Origin of the sequence: Novosphingobium sp. ST904 (assembly GCF_001298105.1) — a bacterium.
Lineage (GTDB): Bacteria > Pseudomonadota > Alphaproteobacteria > Sphingomonadales > Sphingomonadaceae > Novosphingobium.
Genome location: NZ_LGJH01000154.1, coordinates 97,886 through 120,653, shown reverse-complemented (window position 1 = coordinate 120,653; position 22,768 = coordinate 97,886). Strand labels below are relative to the sequence as shown.

Below are 22,768 nucleotides of genomic sequence, written 5' to 3'. Positions count from 1 at the left end.
ATCAGATCACCCGAATAGCCGCCGTAGAGATCGGGGTTCGCATCGATGAAGTCGGCGGCGCGCCCTGGTAGATGCGGTCTGCGCTGTGCTTCTTCGCCTTCATGTAGCTGAAGCCGATCAGCCACTGGAACGGGCCGCCGTCCTTCGAGGCGAGGCGGGTTTCGAAGCTCTTGATATTGGCATTGGCCTTGCCCAGCGAATAGGCGGCGTCATCCCCCGTGGTCACGCCGGTGACGTAGGCATAGGGGTAGGAGAACAGCGTGGTGTTGTGCTTCTCGGTGATGGAGCCGAGCACCGTCAGGTTCGCGAAGGGCAGTTCCTGATCGAGCCGCAGGCTGTTCATCCAGAAATCGGTCTTTTGGGGTTCGGCGCGCGGCGTGTCGCGGACATAGGGATTATCGAGATCGAGGTAGGTCTGGTCGTCCAGCCTGGTGTCCTGGTAGGTCGTCAGGAACGTCAGCTTGGTGGTGTCGTTGGGGGTGGCGACGAGCGAGCCGCGCAGGCCGCGCGTGCGGTAGTCGTTCGAGCCGTTCACGCCGATGCCCGGATTGTCGAGATAGCCCGCATCCACGCGCTGAAGCGCCATCACCCGCACCGCGAGCTGGTCCTTGACCAGCGGCAGGTTGATCATTGCCTTGGCCGCGTAGTTGAGCTGGCCGGAAGCATTCCTGGTGCTGCCCAGCAGGCCTTCGGCGGCAGCATCGAACTTGCCCGGATCGGCGACGGCGGCAACGTAATTGACCGCGCCGCCCAGTGTCGAGGTGCCGAACAGCGTGCCTTGCGGGCCGCGCAGAACCTCCACGCGCTGAAGGTCGAAGGTGTCTATGTCGGGGATGCCGATCGGGAAGCCGGGCTCCACCAGCGGCACTTCGTTGAGGTAGTAGCCGACCGTGGTCTGGCCCTGTTCGTGATAGGTGGTAGCCGCGATGCCGCGGATCACGACTTCGGAAATGCCGGGCTGATAATCGTTGAAGACGACGCCGGGCAGGCGGGTGATGTAGTCGGCCAGGGAATTGGCGTTCATCGCCTTGAGCTGATCGCCGCTGACGGCGCTGATCGGCATCGGCACGTCGCTGAGCTTCAGTTCGCGCTTGGTGGCGGTGACGATGATGTCGTCCTTGCCCATCCCGGTTTCGGAAGCCTGCTGTGCATGGGCAGGTGCGGCCAGGCCGAGCGCCAGCACCGTCGAGGAAAGGATCGCTCCCTTGATCGTGTTACGTGAACCCATCATTTCAACCCTCATGTTTGTCGTGGCGATCCCGGCCGGAGCCGGTTCTCCATCGTTGATATCCGCCGGACATGCTTGTCCGGCTTCCCTGCCGTTCCCCGGACCCGCGCCCGGGATACTCCTCCATTGCCGTCTTTTTCCGCACCCCCGCGTTACCCGGGGGGACGGGTGCGGCTTCATTCCGTCGCGGCTCCGCCTTGCGACAGGCGTTCGGCGTTTGAAACGGGTCATCCAGTCGGCTAGCGATGCATTGCCGGTGCCGGAAATGAGATCGGTGAGGGCTTCCATCGTCTCGTCCTGACCAAGCTTGAAGCTGGCATGCACGGCGCGGACTGTCGCGCGGAAGGCGATGATGCGGTTAAGCATCGGCTCCACCCGGGGGCCGGCGCGGTCGATGGTCCACGGATCGGCCAGCTCCGCCTCCATGGCATTGGAGAGCTGCACGACCGAGGCGCGCGTCTCTTCCTCCACGAAAGTCACATCCACCTCGATGGCGGCGACGGCATAGTTCCATGTCGGAACCCAGGTCGGGTTCCTCACCAGCGATGGCGAGAGGTAGCCTTGCGGGCCGGAGAACAGAACCAGCGCGCGCGGATCGGCGCGCAAATGCTCCGCCTGAGGATTGGCGCGGGAACAATGGCCCAGAAGCGACACCAGTTCGCCGGAGCCGTTGGTTTCGGCCAGAAGCGGCAAGGGAACCGCCTGGAAATGCCCATCGCGCGCCGAGACCAGCCAGGCGAGCGGATATTCGCCGATAAGCCTGAGCAGGTCCTGGTCGGAGCCGGATGGAAATTTCATGCTGGTACTGTCGCGCCGCGCCTGCACCTCATCAATCGGCCAAAAAGGAAAGTTTCATGGGTCCAAGTGGGAGGTGCGAGCAGGTCACTACGACCTAGACTTTGGCGGGGTTGGTGACGAAAACGATCCGGCGCAGGTTTCGCGCCCAGGCGGCGATGCCTTGCCCGGCCGGTCGATCGTGCTTCCCGGAATGCGGAGGATCGACGAGCATCGCCAGCAGCGTCAGGATCGGAGCCAATCGCGGCCTGTGTAACTGCAGGTTCCGGCGGCGGGCCTGCATCGATACCCGCCAATCGCGCCTTTCATGCCCGATCGTCACCCCGAGCCACTGTGACAAGGTCCTCAGCTGGGTGTGGAGCGCGCGCCTGGCCTGCGCCGACGGGAACAGGGCTTCGAGGGCCGAAGGGTCAGGAATTCCGCCACTTTCGGCAATGCGGGCTATGTCCAGAAGGTGTCGCAGATCGATCAGGCCGCGCCAGTAATCGTGCTCCTGCAACTGGTCGTGGAGAATGAACAGAGCTGCCAGCAGGGTGGGGGAGGGCAAGGCAGCCACGCCGGACCCGACCACATAGGGCAGGCATGATCGCGACAGGGCGGCATGGTCGTGGCCCGGCCCTGCCAGTTTCAGGCGAAAGTGCAGGTCTATGCCGCCGGGGTCCTGGGGGCGGAACAGGTTGACCCCCTGCCACTCCCCGGCGCTGGAGGGATAGCGCCGATAGCCGACGATCGCCAGCGCGGCGACGGCTTCCGGGCCCGCCTCGTAGGGAACCATGAGGTCGAGATCGGTCAGCAGGCGGTGCGCGCAATCCTCGCCGTTGCGGGCAAGCAGGGCGGCGCCCTTGAGCAGGATCGGCTCGATCGCGGCCTGGTTGAGCGCGGCAACCGCTTCCCGGAGCTGGTCATGCATCCGGCGGTTGCGTATCGCGGTTCGCGCACGTACTTCCTCAAGAAAATGTCTGACTTCAATGGGAACATCGTTGTTGTCGGCCAGCGCTAGCGCCAGCGCAGGCGTGACGAGGGTGCGATTGGCGAGCTGAGGATGCATCCCAATCCGGTGCGACGCCGCGCGGTTCCCTGAAGGCCTCGCCGCGAAGGCATTGGCACAGCGGGCCGAGGGCATTGCGATCATCGTCCAACGAGTGTCTCTAGCTGCCGCGCCCCTTGCTCGGCTTCCGTATAATGCAGGCGCAGCGTGCTGGCGTGCTCCACCATGGCGGCAAGGGCGGCCATGGCTTTCGCGGAACAGCGGCCGCTTTGGGCGAAGCCTTCCGCGAGCAGCTTGCCGAGGCAGGCAGTGGCCGAATTGGCAGCCAGCTCATTACCGGAGGCGCTCCCCCGATGGAGATCGACGATCGCGCTGACCTTGCGCCACCGGGTATCGACCGGTCCCGGAAGCGGAAGATAGCGCAGCCATTGGCCGTCTCCGCGCAGCACGGGTTCGCTTGCGGCGAGGCCGGGCGCGATACCCGCCAGTCTCTCCCAGCTTCCGCGTTTGATGGTGACCGGCAGCGGCAAGGGCGCGATCAGGCCGGTCCGGGGATCGAACAGGACGATATCGTCGGACGCGACGGAAAGCGCCGGGCAGGTCGCTGCTGCGGTGACCGCCAGCGTGGATTTCCCAGCGCCGGGGGCTCCGGTCAGCATTATCGCTTCGTCGCCGGCGAGGAGACACGCGGCATGGAGGGCGATGAAGGTATCGCCTTCAAGCGCCCTGGATACCAGCGCCGCGCGAAGGCCCGGGCCGGTATTCGCGCTTGGGACCAGCATCCCGCGCGGCGATGCAGAGATGAAGGAGAGCGTCCCGATGCGGCAAAGCGCAACCCTATCCTGCGCTATGAGTGATGGCGTCAAGCCGGCTGCCAGATGCGCGTAAGGGGCGGCGAAGGTCTGGCCCCAGGGATCGTCGGGAAAATGGATTTCGACCAGATCGTCTCCCCGTGGCAGGTACCTTTGGATGGCATGAGGAGGAACAGGGGCAGGGAAGGACAGGCCCGGCTCGGCGGCGATCACCCCTTGTTCGGACCAGCCAGTCAACAGGGCGTCGATCGCCTCATCCGATAAGGCTCCCGCAAGCTGGCGGCGCAGCGCCGAAAGCGATATTCCATCGGCAAGCCACGCCACGATGTGGGCTGCCGAGCCGTCTAGCGCGTGGAGTTGCTGGGAGGCTTCGAGGAAGAGCACCGGGCGCTGGTCAACCACGAGCGGCACGGCGCCCGGAGCCAGATACAGTTTCAGGCTTTCGGCATCGGACTTCGCTGCCGGGGAATCCCGATCCGCGTTGCGGTGCATCGCTCCCTCCGGCCCCCGACCACGCGGATTACTCCGCGTGGTGTGATTCGATCAGCGCTTGTCGCCTTTCTTGCGCTCGGGTCCATCGCGCGAGCCCCCTTCGGCAACCTTGGGCGCCGAGCCTTCCGATTTCGTCTCGGGGACCTTCGTTCCGCCGCCGTCGCCTGTCGCCGACCCGGCAGCAGGCGTATCCTTGGGCGGGGAAGCGCCGCCGTCCTTGGTGCCGCCGGCACCGCCATCGCCGGTGCTGGCGCCATCCTTGCTGCCGCCGCCATCGCCGGTATGTCCGCCGTCACCGGTGCTGCCGCCGCTTCCGCCACCGCCGCCACCTCCACCACCGCCGGACTTGGCGATCGCGGGCGAACTCAGCGATGTCGAAAGGAGCATTGTCATCGCGGGCGGAACGAGCAGGGAATACTTTCCGCAAGCCGCGAGGAACGAGCGTCGATCGTTCGTTTCGGCTTGCTCAATCAGGTCTTGCGGGTTCTCCATTGCCTCGACTCCCCATCATGCCGAAGCCAGCGTACAGGAGGGCGCCTCCCCCGAAAGCGGCTATTATGGGCAGCGCTGCGCAACTATCCCGATGCACTTGCCGCATCATTCATAAGGTATCGGCGACTACCTCCCATTTGCCCTTGCGGGGCGGCGCGGCTGGCCAGACCGGCGATCGTCGGCTATAGGCCCCCGATCGCCGACAGGTATTTGCACGTCGGCGACTGAGAGACCAACGAGCTCCCGCAGGCAGGAGAGCTTCGATGGACTATCAGGTATCCCAAACAGACGAAGGCTTTTCGCGGGTCGATGCGGCTTCCCGCTGCATGGGAGTGCCGTGAAAAGACAGGTCAGGTGACGTCATCGGGGGCAATGACGTGGCCACGGGCTGATCCGGCCCGGCATTCGCGCGGGAGCGTCCGGCCTTCATCGGGGTTTCCGTTTTATGACATTTTGAATTCAAGCTTCACGGACGACATCTCATGACCGGCAAATCCGAAACGCAGCCTCTGCCCCCCACGCGGATTCAGGAAAACATCCTTGCAAGGCGGGAACGACAGCTCCTGCAATGGCTCTGCGCCCGGATGCCGCGATGGGTCACGCCGGACGTGCTGACCGCGACCGGTCTCGTCGGTGCCTTCATGACCTTCGGTGGCTATGCCGCAAGCAACCTTTCGGCGCAGTGGCTGTGGCTGGCGATGGCGGGTTATGTCGTGCAGTGGTTCGGCGATTCCATGGACGGCAGCCTTGCCCGGTTCCGCCGCATCGAGCGCCCGTCCTATGGCTATTTCATCGATCACAGCTGTGACGGGCTGACGACGGCGCTGATCGTCTGGGGCATCGGCACCAGCCCCTATGTGACGATGGACGTCGCAATGGTGGCACTGGTGGGATATCTCCTGCTTTCCATCCATGCCTATCTTGCCGCCCGCGTGCTGGGCGAATTCAAGCTGTCCTATCTCCAGGCCGGGCCTACCGAACTGCGCTTCATGCTGATCGGCCTCACCCTGATGATGATGACGTTGGGTTCGGGCAAGGGCCTGTTCGGCGCGGTTTCCGGCTTTGACCTGTTCGTCGGCAGCGTCGGCGTGATCCTCATGGTCCTGTTCGTCGTTCAGACGCTTGTGACCGGCCGCCGCCTCGCCGCGGCGAGCTGATCGGCGAAACCCAATGCGGCCACGCGCGTTTTCCTGACGATTCCGTCAGGAGAATGCCATGGTCGATCCAGTCACCGCCATTCCGGGGAGCGCTTCTTTTACGGTAGGGATGTGTTCATGAGCGGTTTTCCGGTGGACCGTCTCGTGTTCGTTCCCGATGACGTGGACCTTTCCCGCTCGCCACTGGCCGGCCATCTCGATGCCGAAACTTATGTTCTTGGCGCTTTCAACCCCGGCCTGACGCGCCTTCCCGGCGGCAATCTGCTGATGATGGTGCGCGTGGCCGAAGCCTTGCGCGAACCGATCCGGGACGGCCATGTCCACGCCATCCGATGGGAGGGCGAGGAAGGCGGTCATGGGCGCTACGTGCTAGACGCCTGGCCGCTGGAGCATGCCGATACCACCGACCCGCGCAAGTTCATGCTGCGGGGCGGAGGTTGGCGCATCATGGCGCTGACTTCGCTTTCGTGGTTACTGCCCGTCGAACTCGACGCCGAAGGGCTGAACGTGGTCGCCGTCCACTACGACCGCGCGATCGCGCCGCAGCGCAGCCTGCAATGCTACGGGATCGAGGATGCGCGGATCAGCAAGGTGGGGGAAGACTGGCTGATGACCACCTGCTCGGTCAGTCCCGAGCGGCATTCGACCACGCTCTACAGTTCGAAAAACGGTCTGGACTGGCAATTCGAGGACATCGTGCTCGATCACCAGAACAAGGACATGCTGATCTTCGAGGGCCTCATCGGCGGTCATTACTGGGCGCAGACACGCCCGCTCGGCGATCTCTATTTCGCCTATCCGCCGGGCAGCGAGTGGCGTTCGGGGCCATCGATAAACCTTGCGCTCTCGCCTGACGCGCGGTTCTGGAAGCCCTGTGGCAGGCCTGGAATCCGGCCCCATTCCGCTACCGTCGCCACCGCGAGAATGGGGGGAGGGGCGCCGCCGATCCTCACGGACCAGGGCTGGTTGACGCTCTGGCACGGGGTGGAGCCCAAGGAAATCGTGGGTATCTATCGCACGTACTGGTCGATCCTGGACCGAGACGATCCCAGCCGCGTCCTGCGGACCGGCCATTCGCCGTTGCTTGAAGCGGACCCGGACCTGACGCTTCCGCTAGAACACCAGATGTATTTGCGGGACGTGGTATTCACCACGGGCATCGCCGCGCATGGGGAGCATTATATAGTGGCGTCCGGCGAGGCGACCTGGCCTGCCGGATCACGCATATTCCCCATGCTGTCTTCGCGCCCTGAAGGATCAGGCCCGGCGCGGAACGCAGATCGCCAGAACCGCTCCGAGCAGGGCAAGAGCACCCAGGACCATGAAGATCTTCGTGATCGAAAGGCCCGCTCCGATCAGGAAACCGCCGATCAGCGGCCCTCCAACGCCGCCGAGCCGACCAAAGCCCGCGCACCAAGCCACCCCGGCGCCGCGCATGCGCGTGGGGAAGTAATTGGCGGCCAGCCCGTAGATCAGCGTCTGCGTTCCGCTTGTGCCCACGCCCACGAGCGCGACGACGCACAGCAGTAGCCAAAGCGGCAGGGCAAGGGTCAATGCGAGAATGGCCAGCGCGCCCACGATGAAGCTTGCCGCCACGACCGGGCGCGGCCCCATCCGGTCCGCAAAGCGGGCAGCGAACATCGGACCGAGCACGGCGCCGCCGTTGAGCACCAGCAGGAAGGAAAGCGATCCCCTGGCGTCGAAGCCGGAGCGCATCATCAACTCGGGCAGCCAGGTGTTCAGCGAATAGACCAGCAGCAGCCCGGTCGCACTGACGAGACCGATGAGAACGGCGGGGACGAGGAATTCGCCGAAGAGGCCGCGATAACCGGTCGCCTCCGTTTCGGAACGGCGGGGCGCCGGTTCCTGATCGGGCAGCGCCACGCCGGTTCGTGCCGCGATTGCGCGTGCTTCCTCGACCCGGCCGCGCGAGACGAGCCACATGACCGATTCCGGCATCCTCAAGATCGCAAGCGGCAGCAGCGTTATCAGCGGCAGAGCCCCGATCGCGAACATGCCGCGCCATCCTATATGCTTGGCCAGCAGGATCGCGATACCTGCCGCTGCGAGGCTGCCCAGCGGCACGCCCGCGTAAGTCACGGCATTGTAGAGATTGCGCCGTCCCGGCGGAGCATATTCCGAAACCATGGCGGCCGTCGTCGCCAACAGTGCGCCGACCCCGAGCCCGGTGGTAAAACGCAGGATTCCGAACATGGCGGCGGAATGGGCGAGGCGGTGAACAGCATTCCCAGCGAAAACCACGCATAGGCTGCGATCATCATTCGCCGTCGGCCGATACGGTCGCCGATGCTCCCGGCAATAAGCGCGCCCACGAGTACGCCAAGCAGCGCATAGCTGCCGAGGGCGCCTGCCAGCGCCGGATCGACTGGACCGATCTGCGCCGGGTCACGAAGGAACGTGGAGACCACGGTCCCGTATACGACGAGGTCATAGCCATCGAACATGAGACCAGCCATTGCGATCCCGACAATCCACGCCAATGTCCTTCGGCGCAGTTTCTGCGCCGTGGCATCTGCAGCCATCCGCCTTTCCCTTCCCAATCCTGCTCGTTTCGAGCCAAGGTCTCTTGCGGCGACCTCTGGCGGGAACGTAGTACACGCAATATAGGAAGTATGCGACGTAAATTTGTCATGGAGCCGAAGCGAGGCCACAAAGCGGAAGGCCCGCTCGCCTTTTGAAGGCGAACGGGCCGGAAATTCCGCGAAATTTGGTTTGTTTCAGGTGCCGCTGCGAACCAGTGTCGGACGGAAGCCTGGGCTGGCAGGGCCAATGCGAAAGTGGTCCGCTTCGTTTGCCAGCGAAGCGATTTCGTTGGTCAGGTTCCTCGCCGCGGCGGATGTCTGTTCGACCATAGCGGCATTCTGCTGCGTCGAATGGTCCATGACGCCAACCGCCGTGTTGATCTCCCCGATGGCCGCCGCCTGCGCATCGTTGTCGGCTGCGATCTGGCCGGCAAGGCGGGCAACTTCCTCGCCGGAGGTAGAGATCACTTCGAACGCCGCGTCGACCTTGCGCACCGCTTCCACGGCGACCTCGATATCCGACTGGGTGACCCCGAGTTGGTCGCGGGCACGCTTGGCTTCCTCCTCCGCCCGCATGGCTAGGGCGGAAACCAGATCGGCCACGACCGCGAAACCGCGACCGGCATCGCCCGCGCGGCCTGCCTCCACGGCGGCATTCATGGCCAGGACTCGGGTCTGGAAGGCGATCTTGTCTAGCCCTTCGATCACGCCGTCGATGGCTTTCGCGCTGTCGCTGACACGGTTCATCGCCCCGACGGCGGCATCGGTGCGTGCGCGTCCTTCGTTGACCGCACCCATCGCCTGCCCCGATGTGGCCACGGAGAGCGAAGCGGCCTGGGCCGTGGCTTTCAGCCGTGTGTCGATCTGCTGGATCGCCGCTGCCGTCTGTTCGAGACTTGCTGCATTGCCCTCCGTTCGGCGGGCAAGATCTTCCGATGCCTGTGCGATCTCGCGCGAGCCGGTAAGGCTGTTCTGGGTGCTGGCCTTCACCGCTCCCAGCAATGACCGCAGGCTGGCGAGAGCCTCGTTGAAGCTTTCCTTGAGGACGGCATAGTCGGCAGGATAAGCCTCGGTAATGTCCGCGGTAAGATCGCCCTGCGACATGCGGCGGAAATTCTCGGCCATGCCTTGCACGATCAGGGAATTGTTCTGCGCCTCCTTGTCGGACTCGATCTGAGCCTGCGCAGTGGCGCGGAACTGGAACATCGCCGTGGTCATCCGGCCCACGCAGTCGCGAAAGTCGGTGAACTGGATCGGCGTGTCCAGATCGCCAGCAGCCAGGCCCTCCATCCTCACGACCGTGGTAACATAAGGTCCGGCGATGGCTTCGCGGTAAAGGAATGCCAGCACCATGGCGAGCACGACGGTGCCCGCGGCCATCCACCGGGCCACCGAAGCTGGCATGAGCATGCCGGAAAATCCGGCAAGCGCCGTCAGGGCAACAAAGCTGCCGAAAGCGATGAATAATTTGAGACGAATAGGCGCGTCGGCCTTGAACCAGTACATAAGATACCCCCCACCCCTGAGTTCGCCGCCCGGACCTGAAGAGATCCGATGCCGGCGAAGTATCATCAGGCATTATAGGTGCCGGGGTCCGGGAGCTGGACGTTCCGGGCAGCTCGCAAGGGGGCGTTTCCGGGAAATTTTAGAACCTGAATGGTTCTATTTGTTATGATGAGGGCGTGTGATTTGAAATAAATCTCAATATCGCGCTGAAAAGATTTGATATTGCGTCCCGTGGGGACGGCGTTCGCCCCGCCCGCCTCCGAGGGGGCTGGCAGGGCGAAGGTCGTTGTCAGTCTGCTCCGCCGATCGTGAAGGAATAGGTGAGCGGCTTCAGTTCGATGCGGTAGGGCATGTGCGCGCGGCCATCGAGGTTCCAGCCGGTGTCGCCGCCTACGCCCGCCTGCGCGGCATCGATCAGCAGCGTTCCGCTGCCATGCGGGCGGATGTCCGAGCTGTGCGCCTGACCAGGCGGCTTCATCGCGAGATCGGCATAGGGGAACGCGAGGGCATTGACCGAAAGCGGCTGCGCGCCAGTGATGCGCAGCCCGACCTTGTTGCCGGTCTTCGTTCCCGTTAGTTCGATCCAGCGAACGTCGGTCTTGTTGCCCGATTCCTGGGGACGGGCGTAGTCGTGGAACTGGTCCGCCAGCAAACCCTGCCACTGGGCGATCATGCCGCCGGTCTTGCGGTCGGCGTATGTTTCCTGCGGACCGCGCCCGAACCAGCGGACGTGATCGAGTTCGGCCGGGGTCTCGAACGCGAGACCGACGCGGAGCGGATCGGGCAGGGTGTCTCGCAGCGGCTCGAAATGGATTGTGACGCCCACCGATCCGTCGCTTGCCATCGTCCAGCGCGTTTCGGTCTTCACCGAGCCGACGCCCATGTCATGGCGGACGATCACGGCATTGCCTTCACGCGTGATCGTCTCGAGACGGCGATGCTCGGAAAAGTACTGCCACATGGCGTGGCTCTTTGGCACGCCCGCGCCGACGTCGTTATCGGTCGGCGAGCGCCAGAAGTTCGGCGCGCCGCCGGTCAGCAGCAGCTTGCCGCCGCGTTCGTAGCGGGTGACGAGGCCGGTTGCCTTGTCGATCTCCAGCACGGCACCGCCCGTTTCGAAGCGCAGCGCAGAGGCGGTCTCGCCGGGAGCGACCGTGCCCGCGGTGGCGGGTGCTGCGACCGGGCCGGATAGCTCGAACTGCTCCCAGCCGACGACATGCCCGGCCGCTGCGAGGGTACGGCGCCGGCCCTGGCACGGGCGCGCAGGACGAGGATGCGCTCTGCGGAGGCATTTCTCGCAGCCGGAACCGGAACGGTGAGCGCCGCTGAACTGCCGGCCGCGACCTGCGGTGTGGCCAGAGTGCCGCTGGCGACATCCTTGCCGTTTTCCATCATCGTCCAGTCCAGCGTGAAGCGCGAGAGGTCGATGTGGTCGTGGCGGTTGACTACGCGGTATCCGCCAGCGTCATGCGTGAAGGCAATCGGTGACTGCACCTTGGCCAGTTCGTAGTATTCCGGGTCCGGCGTCCGGTCCGACTGGATCACGCCGTCGCCCACCGGGCTGTCGTCGCCATGTACGCCGGGCGCTTTCGGGTCGGGATCGTAGTCGAGGCCCTGTCCCCAGAACGGACGACCATCCTTGTCCTTTAGCAGCATGGTCTGGTCCACCCAGTCCCAGATGAAGCCGCCCTGCAGCTTGGGATAGCTGCGCATGGTTCGCCAGTAGCCTTCGAGATCGCCGAGGCTGTTGCCCATCGAATGCGCATATTCGCACAGGATCAGCGGTTGGGTGAACGCCGGATCCTTGGCGTAATCGACCATCTTGGGAACATCGTCATACATTGGCGCAAAGATGTCGACGTAGCTGTTCGTCGGATGGCGCCAGTTGCTCATGCTCCAGCCAAGGAAGCTCACGAGGCGGGTGGGATCGTTCGCCTTCACCCACTTGGCGGCGGCTTCGAAGTTGCTGCCGATGCCGGTTTCGTTGCCGAGCGACCAGAAGATGATCGAGGGATGGTTGCGATCGCGCTCGACCATGCGCTCCACCCGGTCGAGATGGGCCGCGAGCCATTTCGGGTCGTTGCCAAGCAGATACTTCGGGTCGTTCCCGTGTTCCTGCGAAAGGCTGAGGTAGCCGTGGCTCTCTATGTTCGCTTCGTCCATGACATAGAGGCCGTATTCGTCGGCAAGGTCATACCAGCGCGGATCGTTGGGATAGTGCGAGGTGCGCACCGCGTTGACGTTGGCCGCCTTCATCAGTTCGATGTCGCGGCGCATCGTTTCCTCGGAAACGATGCGGAAGGTTTTGGGATCGTGTTCGTGGCGGTTGACGCCGCGGATCATGATGCGCTTGCCGTTCACGCGCACTTCGCCGCCCGCGATCTCCACCGTGCGGAAGCCGATGCGGCGGCTGGTCGCCTCGATCAGCTTGCCATCGGCGCCCAGCAGCTCGACCAGCAAGGTGTAAAGCTGCGGATCTTCGGCCGACCAGCTTCGCACGGCGGGAATGGTCGCCGAGAGGGAAACGGCGCTTCCGTCTGCCGCGCCTTCGCGCACCAGCACTTCGCGCCTGCCGTCAAGCAGCGTCGCGCGGATCCGCATCGCGGCGGCCTGTCCGGCCAGGTCGACCTTCACGGCCAGCTTGCCGTCACGATACCCGTTCTCCAGCCCCGCATCGACGGTCAGGTCGCGAATATGCGTAGCCGGTGCGGCGTAGAGCGTGACGCTGCGCTCAATCCCGTTGACGCGCCAGAAGTCCTGGTCTTCCAGATAGCTGCCATCGGCAAAGCGGTAGAGTTCGATGGCGACGGTGTTGTTGCCGGCATGAGCATAGCGCGTCACGTCGAACTCGGCGGGCAGCTTGGAGTCTTCCGAATAGCCTACGCGCTGGCCATTGACCCAGATGTAATAGGCCGCGCCCGCCGCGCCGACGGTCAGCAGCAGGCGTCGGCCAGACCAGGTGGCGGGAACGGTGAAGTTGCGGCGGTAGGACGCCACTTCGTTGAGGCTGTGGTCGATCCAGGGCTGGTTGCGCGGAAAGGGATAGCCGCTGCCCACGAACACCGGCCGTCCATGACCCTCGGCCTGGAGGATGCCGGGGACTTTCATGGTTCCCCAGCCGCTTGCGTCGAAATCCTCGGCGAAGAAATCGGTAGGGCGGGTTTCCGGTGTCCTGGAGAGTTGGAACTTCCAGTTACCGTCGAGCGAGAGATGGTAGCGTGACTTTGCGGTTTCTCGCGACAAGGCGGCGGCGCGCGTCTCGAACCCGTCGAAAGTCGCATGCATCGGTTCGGCGCCTTGCCGGATGACATCCGGCTGCTCCCATTCCGGGGTTGGAGCCTGTGCATGGGCGGCTCCGGAAACCAGCAGGCTCGCCATCAGGCTTCCGATCGCGCTCGAATGGATGATGGTACGCACTTGGCATTTCCCCTGACGGTAAGCTGTTCCGGCAACGGAAAACCGGATAAATATATCGTATACCAATATAGGAAAAGCGCAACCGGTCAGGGTCTTCGCATTGCAACCGATTGAATGCGCTGCACCCAACTTGACAACGCAGAAATGATAATATCGTATACGGTGTACCGTATGTGGGGATTCATGCGGTCAACAGGGAGCAAAAATCAATGAGATATAATGCCCTCGCCGCGGGGTCCGCCGTGGCGCGTTTCCGGTGCGTGCTGATGCTGAGTTGCCTGGGGCTTTCCGCTGGCGCCCTTTCAACCGCGGCCTTCGCCCAGACGCTGCCCGAGACCGCCCAGGACACGGCGGGCGAGAACAAGGCGGCCGATATCGTCGTTACCGGTTCCCGCATCCGCCGCGCCGCAGCCGACAGTCCTTCGCCGCTTTCGATCGTCGATGCAGACCAGATCAAGGCGACTGGCACGCAGAACATCGCCGATGTCGTCAACCAGCTTCCGGCACTGGCCGTCACCCAGACCAACCAGACCAGCAACCTTGCGGGCAACGCTGGCGTCAATGCGCTTGACCTGCGCGGCCTGGGCACGCAGCGCACGCTGGTACTGGTCGACGGTCGCCGTCAGGTGGCGGCGATTCCGGGTACTTCGGCGGTCGATCTCAGCAATATTCCCTCCAGCCTCGTCCAGCGCGTGGAGGTGATCACCGGCGGCGCCTCGGCGCTGTACGGCGCGGATGCGGTTGCGGGCGTGGCCAACTTCATCCTCAAGAAGGACTTCGAAGGGGTCGAGGCGAACACGCGCTACAGTGCGTCCACGCGCGGCGACATGGATACCTACGGGTTCGACCTGCTGGCCGGCGCCAACTTTGCCGACCATCGCGGCAACGTGACGCTTTACGGGTTCTTCGAGAACACGCCCGGAACCGTCAGCGGTGCGGACCGGCCATGGACGGCGGACGGTTATCCGATCTACGCCCGCACCAGCAGTTCAAGCCCCTATTACATCCAGGATCACGTTCGCAACATCAACACCGCCGATGCCGCGCAAGTGGTACTGGGCGGCAGGCTTTACGCGGTCAGCGGCAATGGCACGCTGCGCGATCCGATCCTCGGTCCGGGTGGTTTCGTCAACGCCGTTCCCGTCAATCTGGGCACGTCGACCGAACCGCTGGGCACTTTGCTGACCGATGGCGGCGAATATAATGGCCGCTATGACGGCTGGTTCCTCTCGGTTCCCTCGCAGCGTATCAACACCCGCGCATCGGCGAGCTTTGAGGTCAGCGATGCGCTGAAGCTGTTCGCCAACGCTACTTTCGCGCACAATACGTCCAAGGCCGGCTATCTCCAGATGACCGCCTTCGGCACCGACGTCGTTCCGGCGGACAGCCCCTACATCACGGACGAGATGCGCGCTGCCAATGGCGGTGCGGTGCCGGCGGGCGGCGTGCAGTTCGCGCGGCGTTTCATGGAACTGGCCGCTCCGCGCACCGAGTATGACCGCACGCTGTTCCAGGCCGTGACCGGTGCCGAGGGTGATTTCACGCTCTTCTCCAAGCCATGGAACTATTCGACCTATTACTCCTACGGCAAGACCACCGAACGCGTGCGCGACGTCAATTCGACTGCATACGATCGCTGGTATCTGGGCCTCGACAGCACGACGGGGCCGGACGGCAAGGCGATCTGCCGCAGCACGCTCGACGATCCCGGCAACGGCTGCGTGGCGATCAATCCCCTGGTGAAGCTCACGCCGGAGATGATCGACTACATCACCTATACCTCGCACTGGTCGAAATCGACGCTGACGCAGCAGGTCCTGTCCGGCTACGTTAGCGGCGGCCTGTTCGACCTTCCCGGCGGCGCGGTGCAGGTTGTGCTGGGCGGAGAGTACCGCAAGGAGCGCAACGATATCGGCGCGATCCCCGAGTACAATCCGGACAGCCCGCTTTACGATCCCACCATCGGCACGACCGCCGGAACGCTGGTAGGAAAGTATTCGGTCAAGGAAGTCTACGGCGAAGTCCACGTCCCGCTGCTGGCGAAGACGCCATTCTTCGAGACGCTTTCGCTGGACGGCGCGCTGCGCCTTTCGGACTACAGCACCGCCGGTTCGACCACGACCTGGAAGATCGGCGGCGAATGGGCGCCGATCCGTGACATCCGCTTCCGCGCGACTTATGGCCAGGCCGTGCGCGCGCCGAACATAGGCGAGCTTTACACAGCGGACAGCATTTCGGGTCTCTGGATCACGGACCCGTGCAACACCTACAACCTCGCCAACCGGGCTACCCGCACGCAGTACACGGCGGCGAACTGCGCGGCGATCAGCCCTGCGGATACCGCCAGCTACTGGCTCTACCGTGACATCATCTCGAGCGGCAATCTCGACCTGAAGCCGGAAACCGCCAAGACGCTGACGGTCGGCGCGGTGATGCAGCCGCGCTTCTTGCCGGGCCTGTCGCTGACGGTCGATTACTACAACATCGACCTGCGCAATGCGATCGATGCGTTCGGTGCGCAGACCCTGATCGACAAGTGCGTGGATCAGCCGACGCTCGACAATATCTTCTGCCCCCTCATCAAGCGCGACGCCAACGGCAATCTCGAAGCGGTGATGACGCAGAAGCTGAACCTTGCGCAGTATCTGACGCGGGGTATCGATTTCGGCCTGAACTATTCGGTTCCGCTGGCACGGCTCGGCCTGCCGGACGACGAGGGCAAGCTTTCGATCGACGCCAACTACACGCGCCTGCTCAATCGTCGCTACACGCTCGATCCGTCCGATCCCAATTCGATCACCGAATATGCCGGAATCTTCGGTTCTCCGAAGTGGAAGGGTGTTGTGCGCACGACCTATTCGCGTGACGGCTTGGGCTTCACCTGGAGCCTGCGCCACGTCTCGCCGATGAAGGCCAGCACCACGATCACCAAGGAGAAGTACAGCAAGATCTGGACGCCGAACGTATTCTACAACGATTTCTCGGCCTTCTTCGCGCTCACTGACAATATCGAACTGTCAGGCGGGCTCAACAACGCCTTCGACCGCAAGCCGCCGCGCATCCCCGGTGCCGAGGCGGGCGGCGCGAACTTCGAACTGAGCGAACAGTCCGGTGTCTACGATGTGATCGGACGCACCTTCTTCCTCAGCCTGAGGTTCCACCGATGATACAGGCGCGCCCGGTTTCCTTGGGAAGCCGGGCGCGCTCATTTGGTGGCTGTTCGTTCAGCGCCAGTTTCTCTCGCGAGCGGCACTTTCCTGTGCGGCGTCAAGTGGCTCGCCCGCGGCCATCTCCTGCGCGGCCGCCAGCAAAGCGGCACCGGCGGACCCGGCCTGCCGGTAAGTACCAGCTGCCCTGTCGCCCGGCTTCATCGTCCGCTCGAGAACCCAGTCGCGGTCATCCTTGCAGGCGATGCCCGCTGCCGCGCGGGCTTCGAACACGCGGCAATAGCCGCCGTCGCTGCGCCGGAAGCTGGTGAGGATACGCAAGTCGCCATCTCCTCCCGCCGATGCCAGCGTGCGGTCGAGCCCCTTTGCCAGCGTACCCGAGGCCACCAGCCTGTCGCCATTCGACGTGATCGGCCCTTCGCTGTGAAGCCGGGTGCCCAGCATCAGCCCGAGCACCAGTGAAGCGGCGATGGCGAAGGCCATGCGCCGATCCGCGAAGATCGGAGCGCGTGATCTTCTTTCGGCCTTGCGGCGCGCCTTTTCGGCTTCCTCGCGGCGGCTGCGTGCGCTCGCGAAGTCCAGCACCTGCGCCGGTGCGGCGTGGTTGCTGTCGGTCATCTGCTCTTCCGCCTCCTCGGCGGCGGCGCGGGCGATCATGTCGGTGAGCGCATCGGGCACGGGTTCCCTGGCCACCGGTGCGAAATGTCCGCGCAGGGTTTCGCGAAGGCCGCGCTCGGCATCGAGCCGCCGGGCCAGTTCCGGGTCCGCCGCAATGGCGGCTTCGACGCGCGCAGCATCTTCGGGCGAAAGCTCGCCGTCGACGAGCGCCATCAGTTCTTCCGCCGTCACGCTCATGCCACTTCTCCCAATTCCTTCATCAGTGCTTCCCGGCCGCGACCTAGCCGGGAGGTCAGTGTTCCCTGCGGAATGCCGATCATCTCGGCGGCCTCGCGGTAAGCGAAGCCTTCGACCAGCACCAGCACGACGGCCTCGCGCTGTTCTTCCGGCAGCCGCGCCAGCGCGCGGTCAACATTGCTCAGCTCGACGCGGTTCTCCGCGTCGCGGTCCCCGGCCATGCCGATGTTCGCGCCTTCGTCCTCGTGAGCGAAAGTCTGTGCCCGGCGCGCTCTTGCTCTGGTCTCGTCGATCCACTGGTTCCGCATGATCCTGTAAACCCACGCGTCAAGACGCGTCCCTTCCTGCCACTGCTGGCGGGCCCTGAGCGCACGCTCGACGGTCGACTGGCAAAGGTCGTCGGCATCGGCGGCATTCTGCGCAAGCCCGCGTGCGAACCGCCGCAAGCGTGGCAGCAGTGCCGTCAGTTCGTTGCAGAAGCCGTTGTTGCTCATCGAATTGCCATGTCCCGGGATGAAACGTCCCGATGCCACCGTTTCATCCCCTGACGCCATTTATTTTTGCTATCGGACCACTGATGATACCGCGCGGGAAGACACCATACGCATTGCTGGCCTCGCTGCTCCTGGCCCTGACGGGGCGGCGCAGGCACGGCTTTCGCTTCCCGGCGGGATTGATCCGCTCGGCACTTTGGGGCGGGTTGGCGATGCCGCGCAGGAATTGACGGATCGAGCACTGGCGCCAACCTCGACAATCGAGCGCAGCGCGCGCCAACTTGCGCAGGCGCGTATCGCGCGTCTGGAAGGCTTGGTCATGGCAAGCCGGGGAGCGGTGGACTGGGATGATCGCCATGAACGGCCCGCGCCGGAGAGGTACTGTTGCTCGATCCCGACCCTGCCAGCCTTGCCCTCGCGCGGGACCGGGGATTCCTGCCGATCGAGCAAGGTGTGATCGAGGATCTCGGCATCGCTTATGCGCGGCTTTCCGTCCCCGCCGGGCAATCGCTCGCCCGCGGGCTCAAGATCTTGCGCCGGGCGCTGCCAGGCCGCGAGATCACGGCTGACCAGATTCATTTCCCGTCAGGCGTGGGCGCCGGTGGGACCAATGCGAAGCCTGCTACGCCGGCGCTGCCACGAGGGGGAACGGTCGGCGTTATCGATGGTGCGATTGCGGGCTCGGATCGGCTTGTCGCTCAGCGCGGTTTCGCCAGCGGCGCCCCCAAAGGCAGTGAGCATGCTTCTGCGATCGCCTCGCTGCTCAAGAGTGCAGGATCGGCGCGGATCTATGGTGCCGATGTCTACGGTTCGGACCCGGCTGGCGGCAATGCCCTTGCTATCGCGCGCGCGCTTGGCTGGATGGCGGGGCAGGGGGTGCCGGTCGTGTCGATCAGCCTGGTCGGGCCTGTCAATCCGTTGCTGGCGCGGGCGGTGGCGGCTGCCCGCGCGAAAGGGATGGCGGTGGTCGCCGCCGTCGGCAATGACGGCGCCGCTGCGCCTCCTGCCTACCCGGCGTCCTATCCCGGTGTTGTCGCGGTGACCGGAGTGGACGGTCGGGGCCGGGTGCTGATCGAGGCCGGACGGGCATCCCACCTGGATTATGCTGCTCCCGGCGCGGACATGTCGGCAATCGTTCCTGCCAAGGGACGCATCGGTTTGCGGGGCACGTCCTTCGCCGCTCCTCTAGCGGCGTCCCGCATCGCGGCTCGCATGGCGCAGGGCAGGAGTGCCGCTTCGGCTCTTGAAGCCGCGAATTCCGAGGCATTCGGCGCATCGCGCCAGACTGGACGGGGCGTGCTCTGCATGATCTGCCGTTCGGGTACATAAGAGGCCGCGCGGAATTTTTTTATAAAAATCGCCTTCGTCACGGATGAAAGCGCAATGGCCATCCGTTCCTCTCACAGACACCCCGGCAAGGCGAGATGCCCTGGCGGCAGGTACGACAAGAGGAAGGAACGAAATCATGAAGAAGCTCTCTTTCGGTACGGCCATCACCGTTTTCGCCATCGTAGCCGTTAGCGGCACTGCCAATGCCCAATTGCTGGGCGGCGGCGGACTGGGCGGCTCGCTGGGTGGTTCCCTGGGCGGTTCGCTCGGAGGCAGCATTGGTTCGGTCGGGAGTTCGATCGGCGGCGCGGGTAGCGGCGCGGGCGACATCGGTGTGTCGCGAACCACGCGTTCGGTCACGTCTTCGGCCAGGGGCAGCGGCGAGGGACGAGCCCGCAAGTCGGTGAGCGCGCCATCGATCTCCGCGCCGGACACTTCGGCGGTCCGCGATACGGCATCGGGCGCGGCAGGCAATCTGGGCGGTTCGGCGGGATCGCTCGGCGCCACGGGAAGCGGCACCGCGAGCGGAACAGCAAGCCGCACCGCCTCGGGCGCCATGCTTTCCGGCAGTGGCGCGGCCGATGGCGTGCTGTCAGCGGGAACGCTGCCGGGTGATGCGGCATCGACGCTCGGCAATGCCCGAAGCGCAGCCGGACAACAGCTTTCTTCCGCCGCATCCGGCGCGCGTGACCGTGCCGGCGAAACTGCCTCCGCAGTTCAGAGTGCGCAGGCCCAGGGATCGGGCAATGGTTCCGCCAATGCCGGTGCGGCCGAACACAATGCTGCCGCCTCGGGTTCGGCAGGAGCCTCGCGCTCGGCCTCCGGCGCCTCGGTCAACCTTGGCGCGAGCGCCAGCGGCAATTGAACCTGACAATACCCCCCGCGGACCGACGGGGCCGATGATCGGCTCATGACGGTGCGAGCCCCCGGTTGGCAGAAATGCCGCCGGGGGTTTTCGTTTCAGCGCAGCAACCCGGCGGTTCCGGGCATCAGGAAGCTGCGGTCAAGCTGGTTCAGCCGGTTCACGCCCAGCATGGCCATGCCCACGTCTATCTCGTTCGCGAGCAACGCCAGCGCATGTCGGGCTCCTGCCTCGCCAGCGGCGGCGCAGCCATAGAGCGTCGCACGGCCTACCATCACCGCGTCCGCGCCGATCGCCATGGCTTTCAGCACGTCTGCGCCGCGCCGGATGCCACTGTCGAACAGGACTGCTGCGCGCCCTGCCACGGCATCGACGATATCGCCGAGTGCGGTGATAGCGGGCGGCGAGGAATCGAAATTGCGCCCGCCATGGTTGGATACGGCGATACCGTCCACGCCGTGATCCACTGCCATCCGCGCATCGTCGGGATGGAGCAGGCCCTTGAGCACGAGCTTCCCCGGCCAGCGGCGGCGCAGTTCGGCCACGTCCTTCCAGTCGACCGAGGCGGAATTGGCGACGCGTGAGACCTTGCCGGTGATCCGTCCGCCGACTTCCGCCGGATAATTGGCGAACTGCGGCAAGCCGCCCTCCAGCATGTAGCGGCCCATGACCGAGGCGAGCCAGCGCGGTCGGCGCAGGAAATCGCCGACGAGGCGGGCGTTCGGGCGCACCGGGTTCGACATGCCGGCCCTGCGGTTGAATTCGCGCAGCGGCCAGAGCGGCGTATCCACTGTCAGCACCAGGACTTCCGCGCCGTTTTCCCGTGCGGCATCGACGACCTGCCATGACAGGTCGCGCCTTTCCCAGAGGTACATCTGCATCCAGTGCCCGCACGAGGCCACTTTGGCGATCTCGGCGAAGCTGGTGGTGGAACTAGTGGTCTGCGTGAAGGGAATGCCCGCTGTTGCCGCGGCTTTCGCGATGGCGCGTTCGCCGCGGTGCCACATGAGATCCGCAACCCCGGTGGGTGCGATCACCAGCGGGAGCGGCTGGCGGCGCCCGAACAGCGTAATTTCTGCGGAACGCGCGGAGACGTCGCGCAGGGTGCGCGGCAGGAGTTGCACGGCGCGCAGGGCATCGGGGTTCCGCCCGATCAGGAGATCGTCTTCGGTTCCCCGCTCCACGAACTCCCATATCGCGCGTGGCAGGCGGCGGCGGGCGAGGTCGCGAAGCTGGGGTATATTGTGCGCGCGTTCGGCGATGGCGGCCATCAGTTCAGCCCGAGATTTCTGGCGAACGTCGTGCCTTCGTATTCCGTGCGATAGATCCCGCGCTTCTGCAGGATCGGCACCACCTCGTCGACAAAACCTTCCACTGAGGAAGCCATGACCGTTGGCGTGAGGTTGAAGCCGTGGCAGCCGGTTTCGCGCCAGATGCTTTCCAGTTTGTCGGCGACTTGCTCGGGCGTGCCCACGAGCTGCGGCATACCGACGGCAAGACCCCACTTGATGGCCACTTCGCGCAAGGTGAAGGGCCTGTCGCCCAGAACCGAGGTAAAGGCCTTCATCAGTCCCTGCGAAGCCTGGGTCGCCTGTTCCTGCATCGGCTGGTCCAGTTCGATGCCGGAGAAGTCCACGCCCATCGTGCCGGAAAGGCGGGCAAGGCAACCGTCGAGTGGCAAGCGTTCGATCAGGTCGTCGAGATGGCGCTGGGCTTCCTCCTCGGTGCCGCCGAGGATCGGCTGCACGCCAAACAGCACGCCCGGGGTTTTGCGGCCAAGACCGGAAGCGGCTTCTTCGAGTTGCCGCATGTAGCGCTGCATTCCCGGCAGATTCGGCTGGATCGCGAACACCACGTCGCCGTGCTCGATGCCGAAGCGCAGCCCCCGCCCGGAGGTTCCGGCCTGGAACAGCACCGGGCGACGCTGCGGCGAAGGCAGGACCGGGCCGACCGTGTGGCACTTGTGGAATTCACCGTTGAAGTCGACGAACTTCACCTTGTCGGGATCGGCATAGATGCGCGTTCGCGGTCGGCCAGGATCGCGCCTTCGCCGATGGAATCCCAGAGCCGGTAGCAGATCTCCATATATTCGTCGGCAGCATCGTATCGGCGGTCATGTTCGAGCTGTTCGAGGCCCAGCGCGCGATGTTCGCCGCGCAAGTGGCCGGTGACGATATTCCAGCCGACACGTCCGCCGGACAGGTAGTCCAGCGTCGAGAGCTGGCGCACGATCGACCAGGGGCGATAGGAACTTGTCGACATCGTGGTTGCCAGGCCGAGATGTTCGGTGGCGGCGGCAAGGGCGGAAAGCAGTACGACAGGATCGTGGCTGGGCCAGCACACGCCGTACTTCACCGCGTCCTCGTGGCTGTCTCTATAGCGGTCGAACACGCCGGGCGTGTCGGCGAAGAACAGCCCGTCGAACTTCCCGCGCTCAAGCGTGCGAACGAGGCTTTGCCAGGCCTTGAGGTCGCTCATCGCGGAGAGCCGGGTATCGCCGGGCGCGGCCCAGCTCAGCACGGTATGATTGATCGGCGAATGGATCTGGAAGCTGACCAGATGAATCTGCTTGCTCGTCATGGCGCCGGTTCCCTCTCTCGCAATCTGAAGTGCAGGTCCGGCGGGCCGAAA

At 64.6% G+C, this 22,768-nt stretch carries 16 protein-coding genes and 2 pseudogenes; 5 read left to right on the top strand and 13 right to left on the bottom strand.

Going from position 1 to position 22,768, the window contains the following annotated elements:
• Position 1: 1 nt before the first annotated feature.
• The 4 genes from ADT71_RS34080 to ADT71_RS31520 form a co-directional block, all read right to left on the bottom strand.
• Positions 2–2,026: an FMN-binding negative transcriptional regulator gene (locus tag ADT71_RS34080; RefSeq protein WP_231636022.1), complete on the bottom strand. Its 2,025-nt coding sequence runs from the start codon at positions 2,024–2,026 to the stop codon at positions 2–4.
• 94 nt (positions 2,027–2,120) lie between these two features.
• Positions 2,121–3,071, bottom strand: a complete 951-nt coding sequence (locus ADT71_RS18400) for a nucleotidyltransferase family protein (RefSeq protein WP_054439091.1) — start codon at positions 3,069–3,071, stop codon at positions 2,121–2,123.
• An 80-nt stretch (positions 3,072–3,151) separates the two neighbouring features.
• Positions 3,152–4,315, bottom strand: a complete 1,164-nt coding sequence (locus tag ADT71_RS18395; RefSeq protein ID WP_054439089.1) for a hypothetical protein — start codon at positions 4,313–4,315, stop codon at positions 3,152–3,154.
• Between the two features lie 51 nt (positions 4,316–4,366).
• A complete protein-coding gene (locus ADT71_RS31520) occupies positions 4,367–4,807 on the bottom strand; it encodes a hypothetical protein (protein WP_054439087.1) in 441 nt (146 codons plus the stop codon).
• Between the two features lie 482 nt (positions 4,808–5,289).
• On the opposite strand from ADT71_RS31520, the gene ADT71_RS18385 reads away from it, so the two are divergent.
• Both ADT71_RS18385 and ADT71_RS30545 read left to right on the top strand, forming a co-directional pair.
• Positions 5,290–5,964: a CDP-alcohol phosphatidyltransferase family protein gene (locus tag ADT71_RS18385; RefSeq protein ID WP_054439085.1), complete on the top strand. Its 675-nt coding sequence runs from the start codon at positions 5,290–5,292 to the stop codon at positions 5,962–5,964.
• Positions 5,965–6,081: 117 nt separating this feature from the next.
• A pseudogene (locus ADT71_RS30545) lies at positions 6,082–7,217 on the top strand (glycosidase).
• Between the two features lie 4 nt (positions 7,218–7,221).
• On the opposite strand, the pseudogene ADT71_RS18370 reads toward ADT71_RS30545, so the two are convergent.
• The 4 genes and pseudogenes from ADT71_RS18370 to ADT71_RS18360 all read right to left on the bottom strand — a co-directional run bounded on the left by ADT71_RS18370 (position 7,222) and on the right by ADT71_RS18360 (position 13,430).
• Positions 7,222–8,429: pseudogene (locus ADT71_RS18370) on the bottom strand (MFS transporter).
• Between the two features lie 273 nt (positions 8,430–8,702).
• Entirely contained in the window at positions 8,703–10,013 is a 1,311-nt protein-coding gene (locus ADT71_RS18365; protein ID WP_054439079.1) for a methyl-accepting chemotaxis protein, read from the bottom strand.
• A 289-nt stretch (positions 10,014–10,302) separates the two neighbouring features.
• Positions 10,303–11,115 (bottom strand): beta-galactosidase small subunit, encoded by an 813-nt coding sequence (locus ADT71_RS32300; protein WP_197283078.1) that lies wholly within the window; start codon positions 11,113–11,115, stop codon positions 10,303–10,305.
• Positions 11,049–13,430 (bottom strand): glycoside hydrolase family 2 TIM barrel-domain containing protein, encoded by a 2,382-nt coding sequence (locus tag ADT71_RS18360; protein WP_197283077.1) that lies wholly within the window; start codon positions 13,428–13,430, stop codon positions 11,049–11,051. The genes ADT71_RS32300 and ADT71_RS18360 overlap by 67 nt, the downstream gene beginning before the upstream one ends.
• A 209-nt stretch (positions 13,431–13,639) precedes the next feature.
• Here ADT71_RS18360 and ADT71_RS18355 point away from each other — a divergent pair, with 209 nt between their 5' ends.
• Positions 13,640–16,597: a TonB-dependent receptor domain-containing protein gene (locus ADT71_RS18355; RefSeq protein WP_231636021.1), complete on the top strand. Its 2,958-nt coding sequence runs from the start codon at positions 13,640–13,642 to the stop codon at positions 16,595–16,597.
• Positions 16,598–16,654: 57 nt separating this feature from the next.
• Here ADT71_RS18355 and ADT71_RS18350 read toward each other — a convergent pair whose 3' ends face one another.
• A complete protein-coding gene (locus ADT71_RS18350; RefSeq protein ID WP_054439077.1) occupies positions 16,655–17,452 on the bottom strand; it encodes an anti-sigma factor in 798 nt (265 codons plus the stop codon).
• Positions 17,449–17,946 (bottom strand): RNA polymerase sigma factor, encoded by a 498-nt coding sequence (locus ADT71_RS18345; protein ID WP_054439074.1) that lies wholly within the window; start codon positions 17,944–17,946, stop codon positions 17,449–17,451. Before ADT71_RS18345 ends, ADT71_RS18350 begins: the two co-directional genes overlap by 4 nt.
• Positions 17,947–18,330: 384 nt before the next feature.
• Here ADT71_RS18345 and ADT71_RS18340 point away from each other — a divergent pair, with 384 nt between their 5' ends.
• Both ADT71_RS18340 and ADT71_RS18335 read left to right on the top strand, forming a co-directional pair.
• Positions 18,331–19,275, top strand: coding sequence for a S8 family serine peptidase (locus ADT71_RS18340; protein ID WP_231636020.1), 945 nt, complete (start codon positions 18,331–18,333; stop codon positions 19,273–19,275).
• 136 nt (positions 19,276–19,411) lie between these two features.
• On the top strand, positions 19,412–20,140 hold the full coding sequence (locus ADT71_RS18335) for a hypothetical protein (protein ID WP_054439072.1): 729 nt from the start codon (positions 19,412–19,414) through the stop codon (positions 20,138–20,140).
• A gap of 95 nt (positions 20,141–20,235) precedes the next feature.
• Here the strand turns inward: ADT71_RS18335 and ADT71_RS18330 are convergent, their stop codons facing one another.
• Genes ADT71_RS18330 through ADT71_RS35100 form a run of 3 tightly spaced genes read right to left on the bottom strand, consistent with a single transcriptional unit; the run spans position 20,236 to position 22,717 of the window.
• The gene (locus tag ADT71_RS18330; protein ID WP_054439071.1) at positions 20,236–21,408 is read right to left on the bottom strand and encodes an alpha-hydroxy acid oxidase; all 1,173 of its coding nucleotides are present in this window, start codon (positions 21,406–21,408) and stop codon (positions 20,236–20,238) included.
• Positions 21,408–22,133, bottom strand: coding sequence for an LLM class flavin-dependent oxidoreductase (locus tag ADT71_RS35105; RefSeq protein ID WP_255351670.1), 726 nt, complete (start codon positions 22,131–22,133; stop codon positions 21,408–21,410). Before ADT71_RS35105 ends, ADT71_RS18330 begins: the two co-directional genes overlap by 1 nt.
• The gene (locus tag ADT71_RS35100) at positions 22,130–22,717 is read right to left on the bottom strand and encodes an LLM class flavin-dependent oxidoreductase (RefSeq protein WP_255351669.1); all 588 of its coding nucleotides are present in this window, start codon (positions 22,715–22,717) and stop codon (positions 22,130–22,132) included. The genes ADT71_RS35105 and ADT71_RS35100 overlap by 4 nt, the downstream gene beginning before the upstream one ends.
• Positions 22,718–22,768 lie beyond the last annotated feature (51 nt).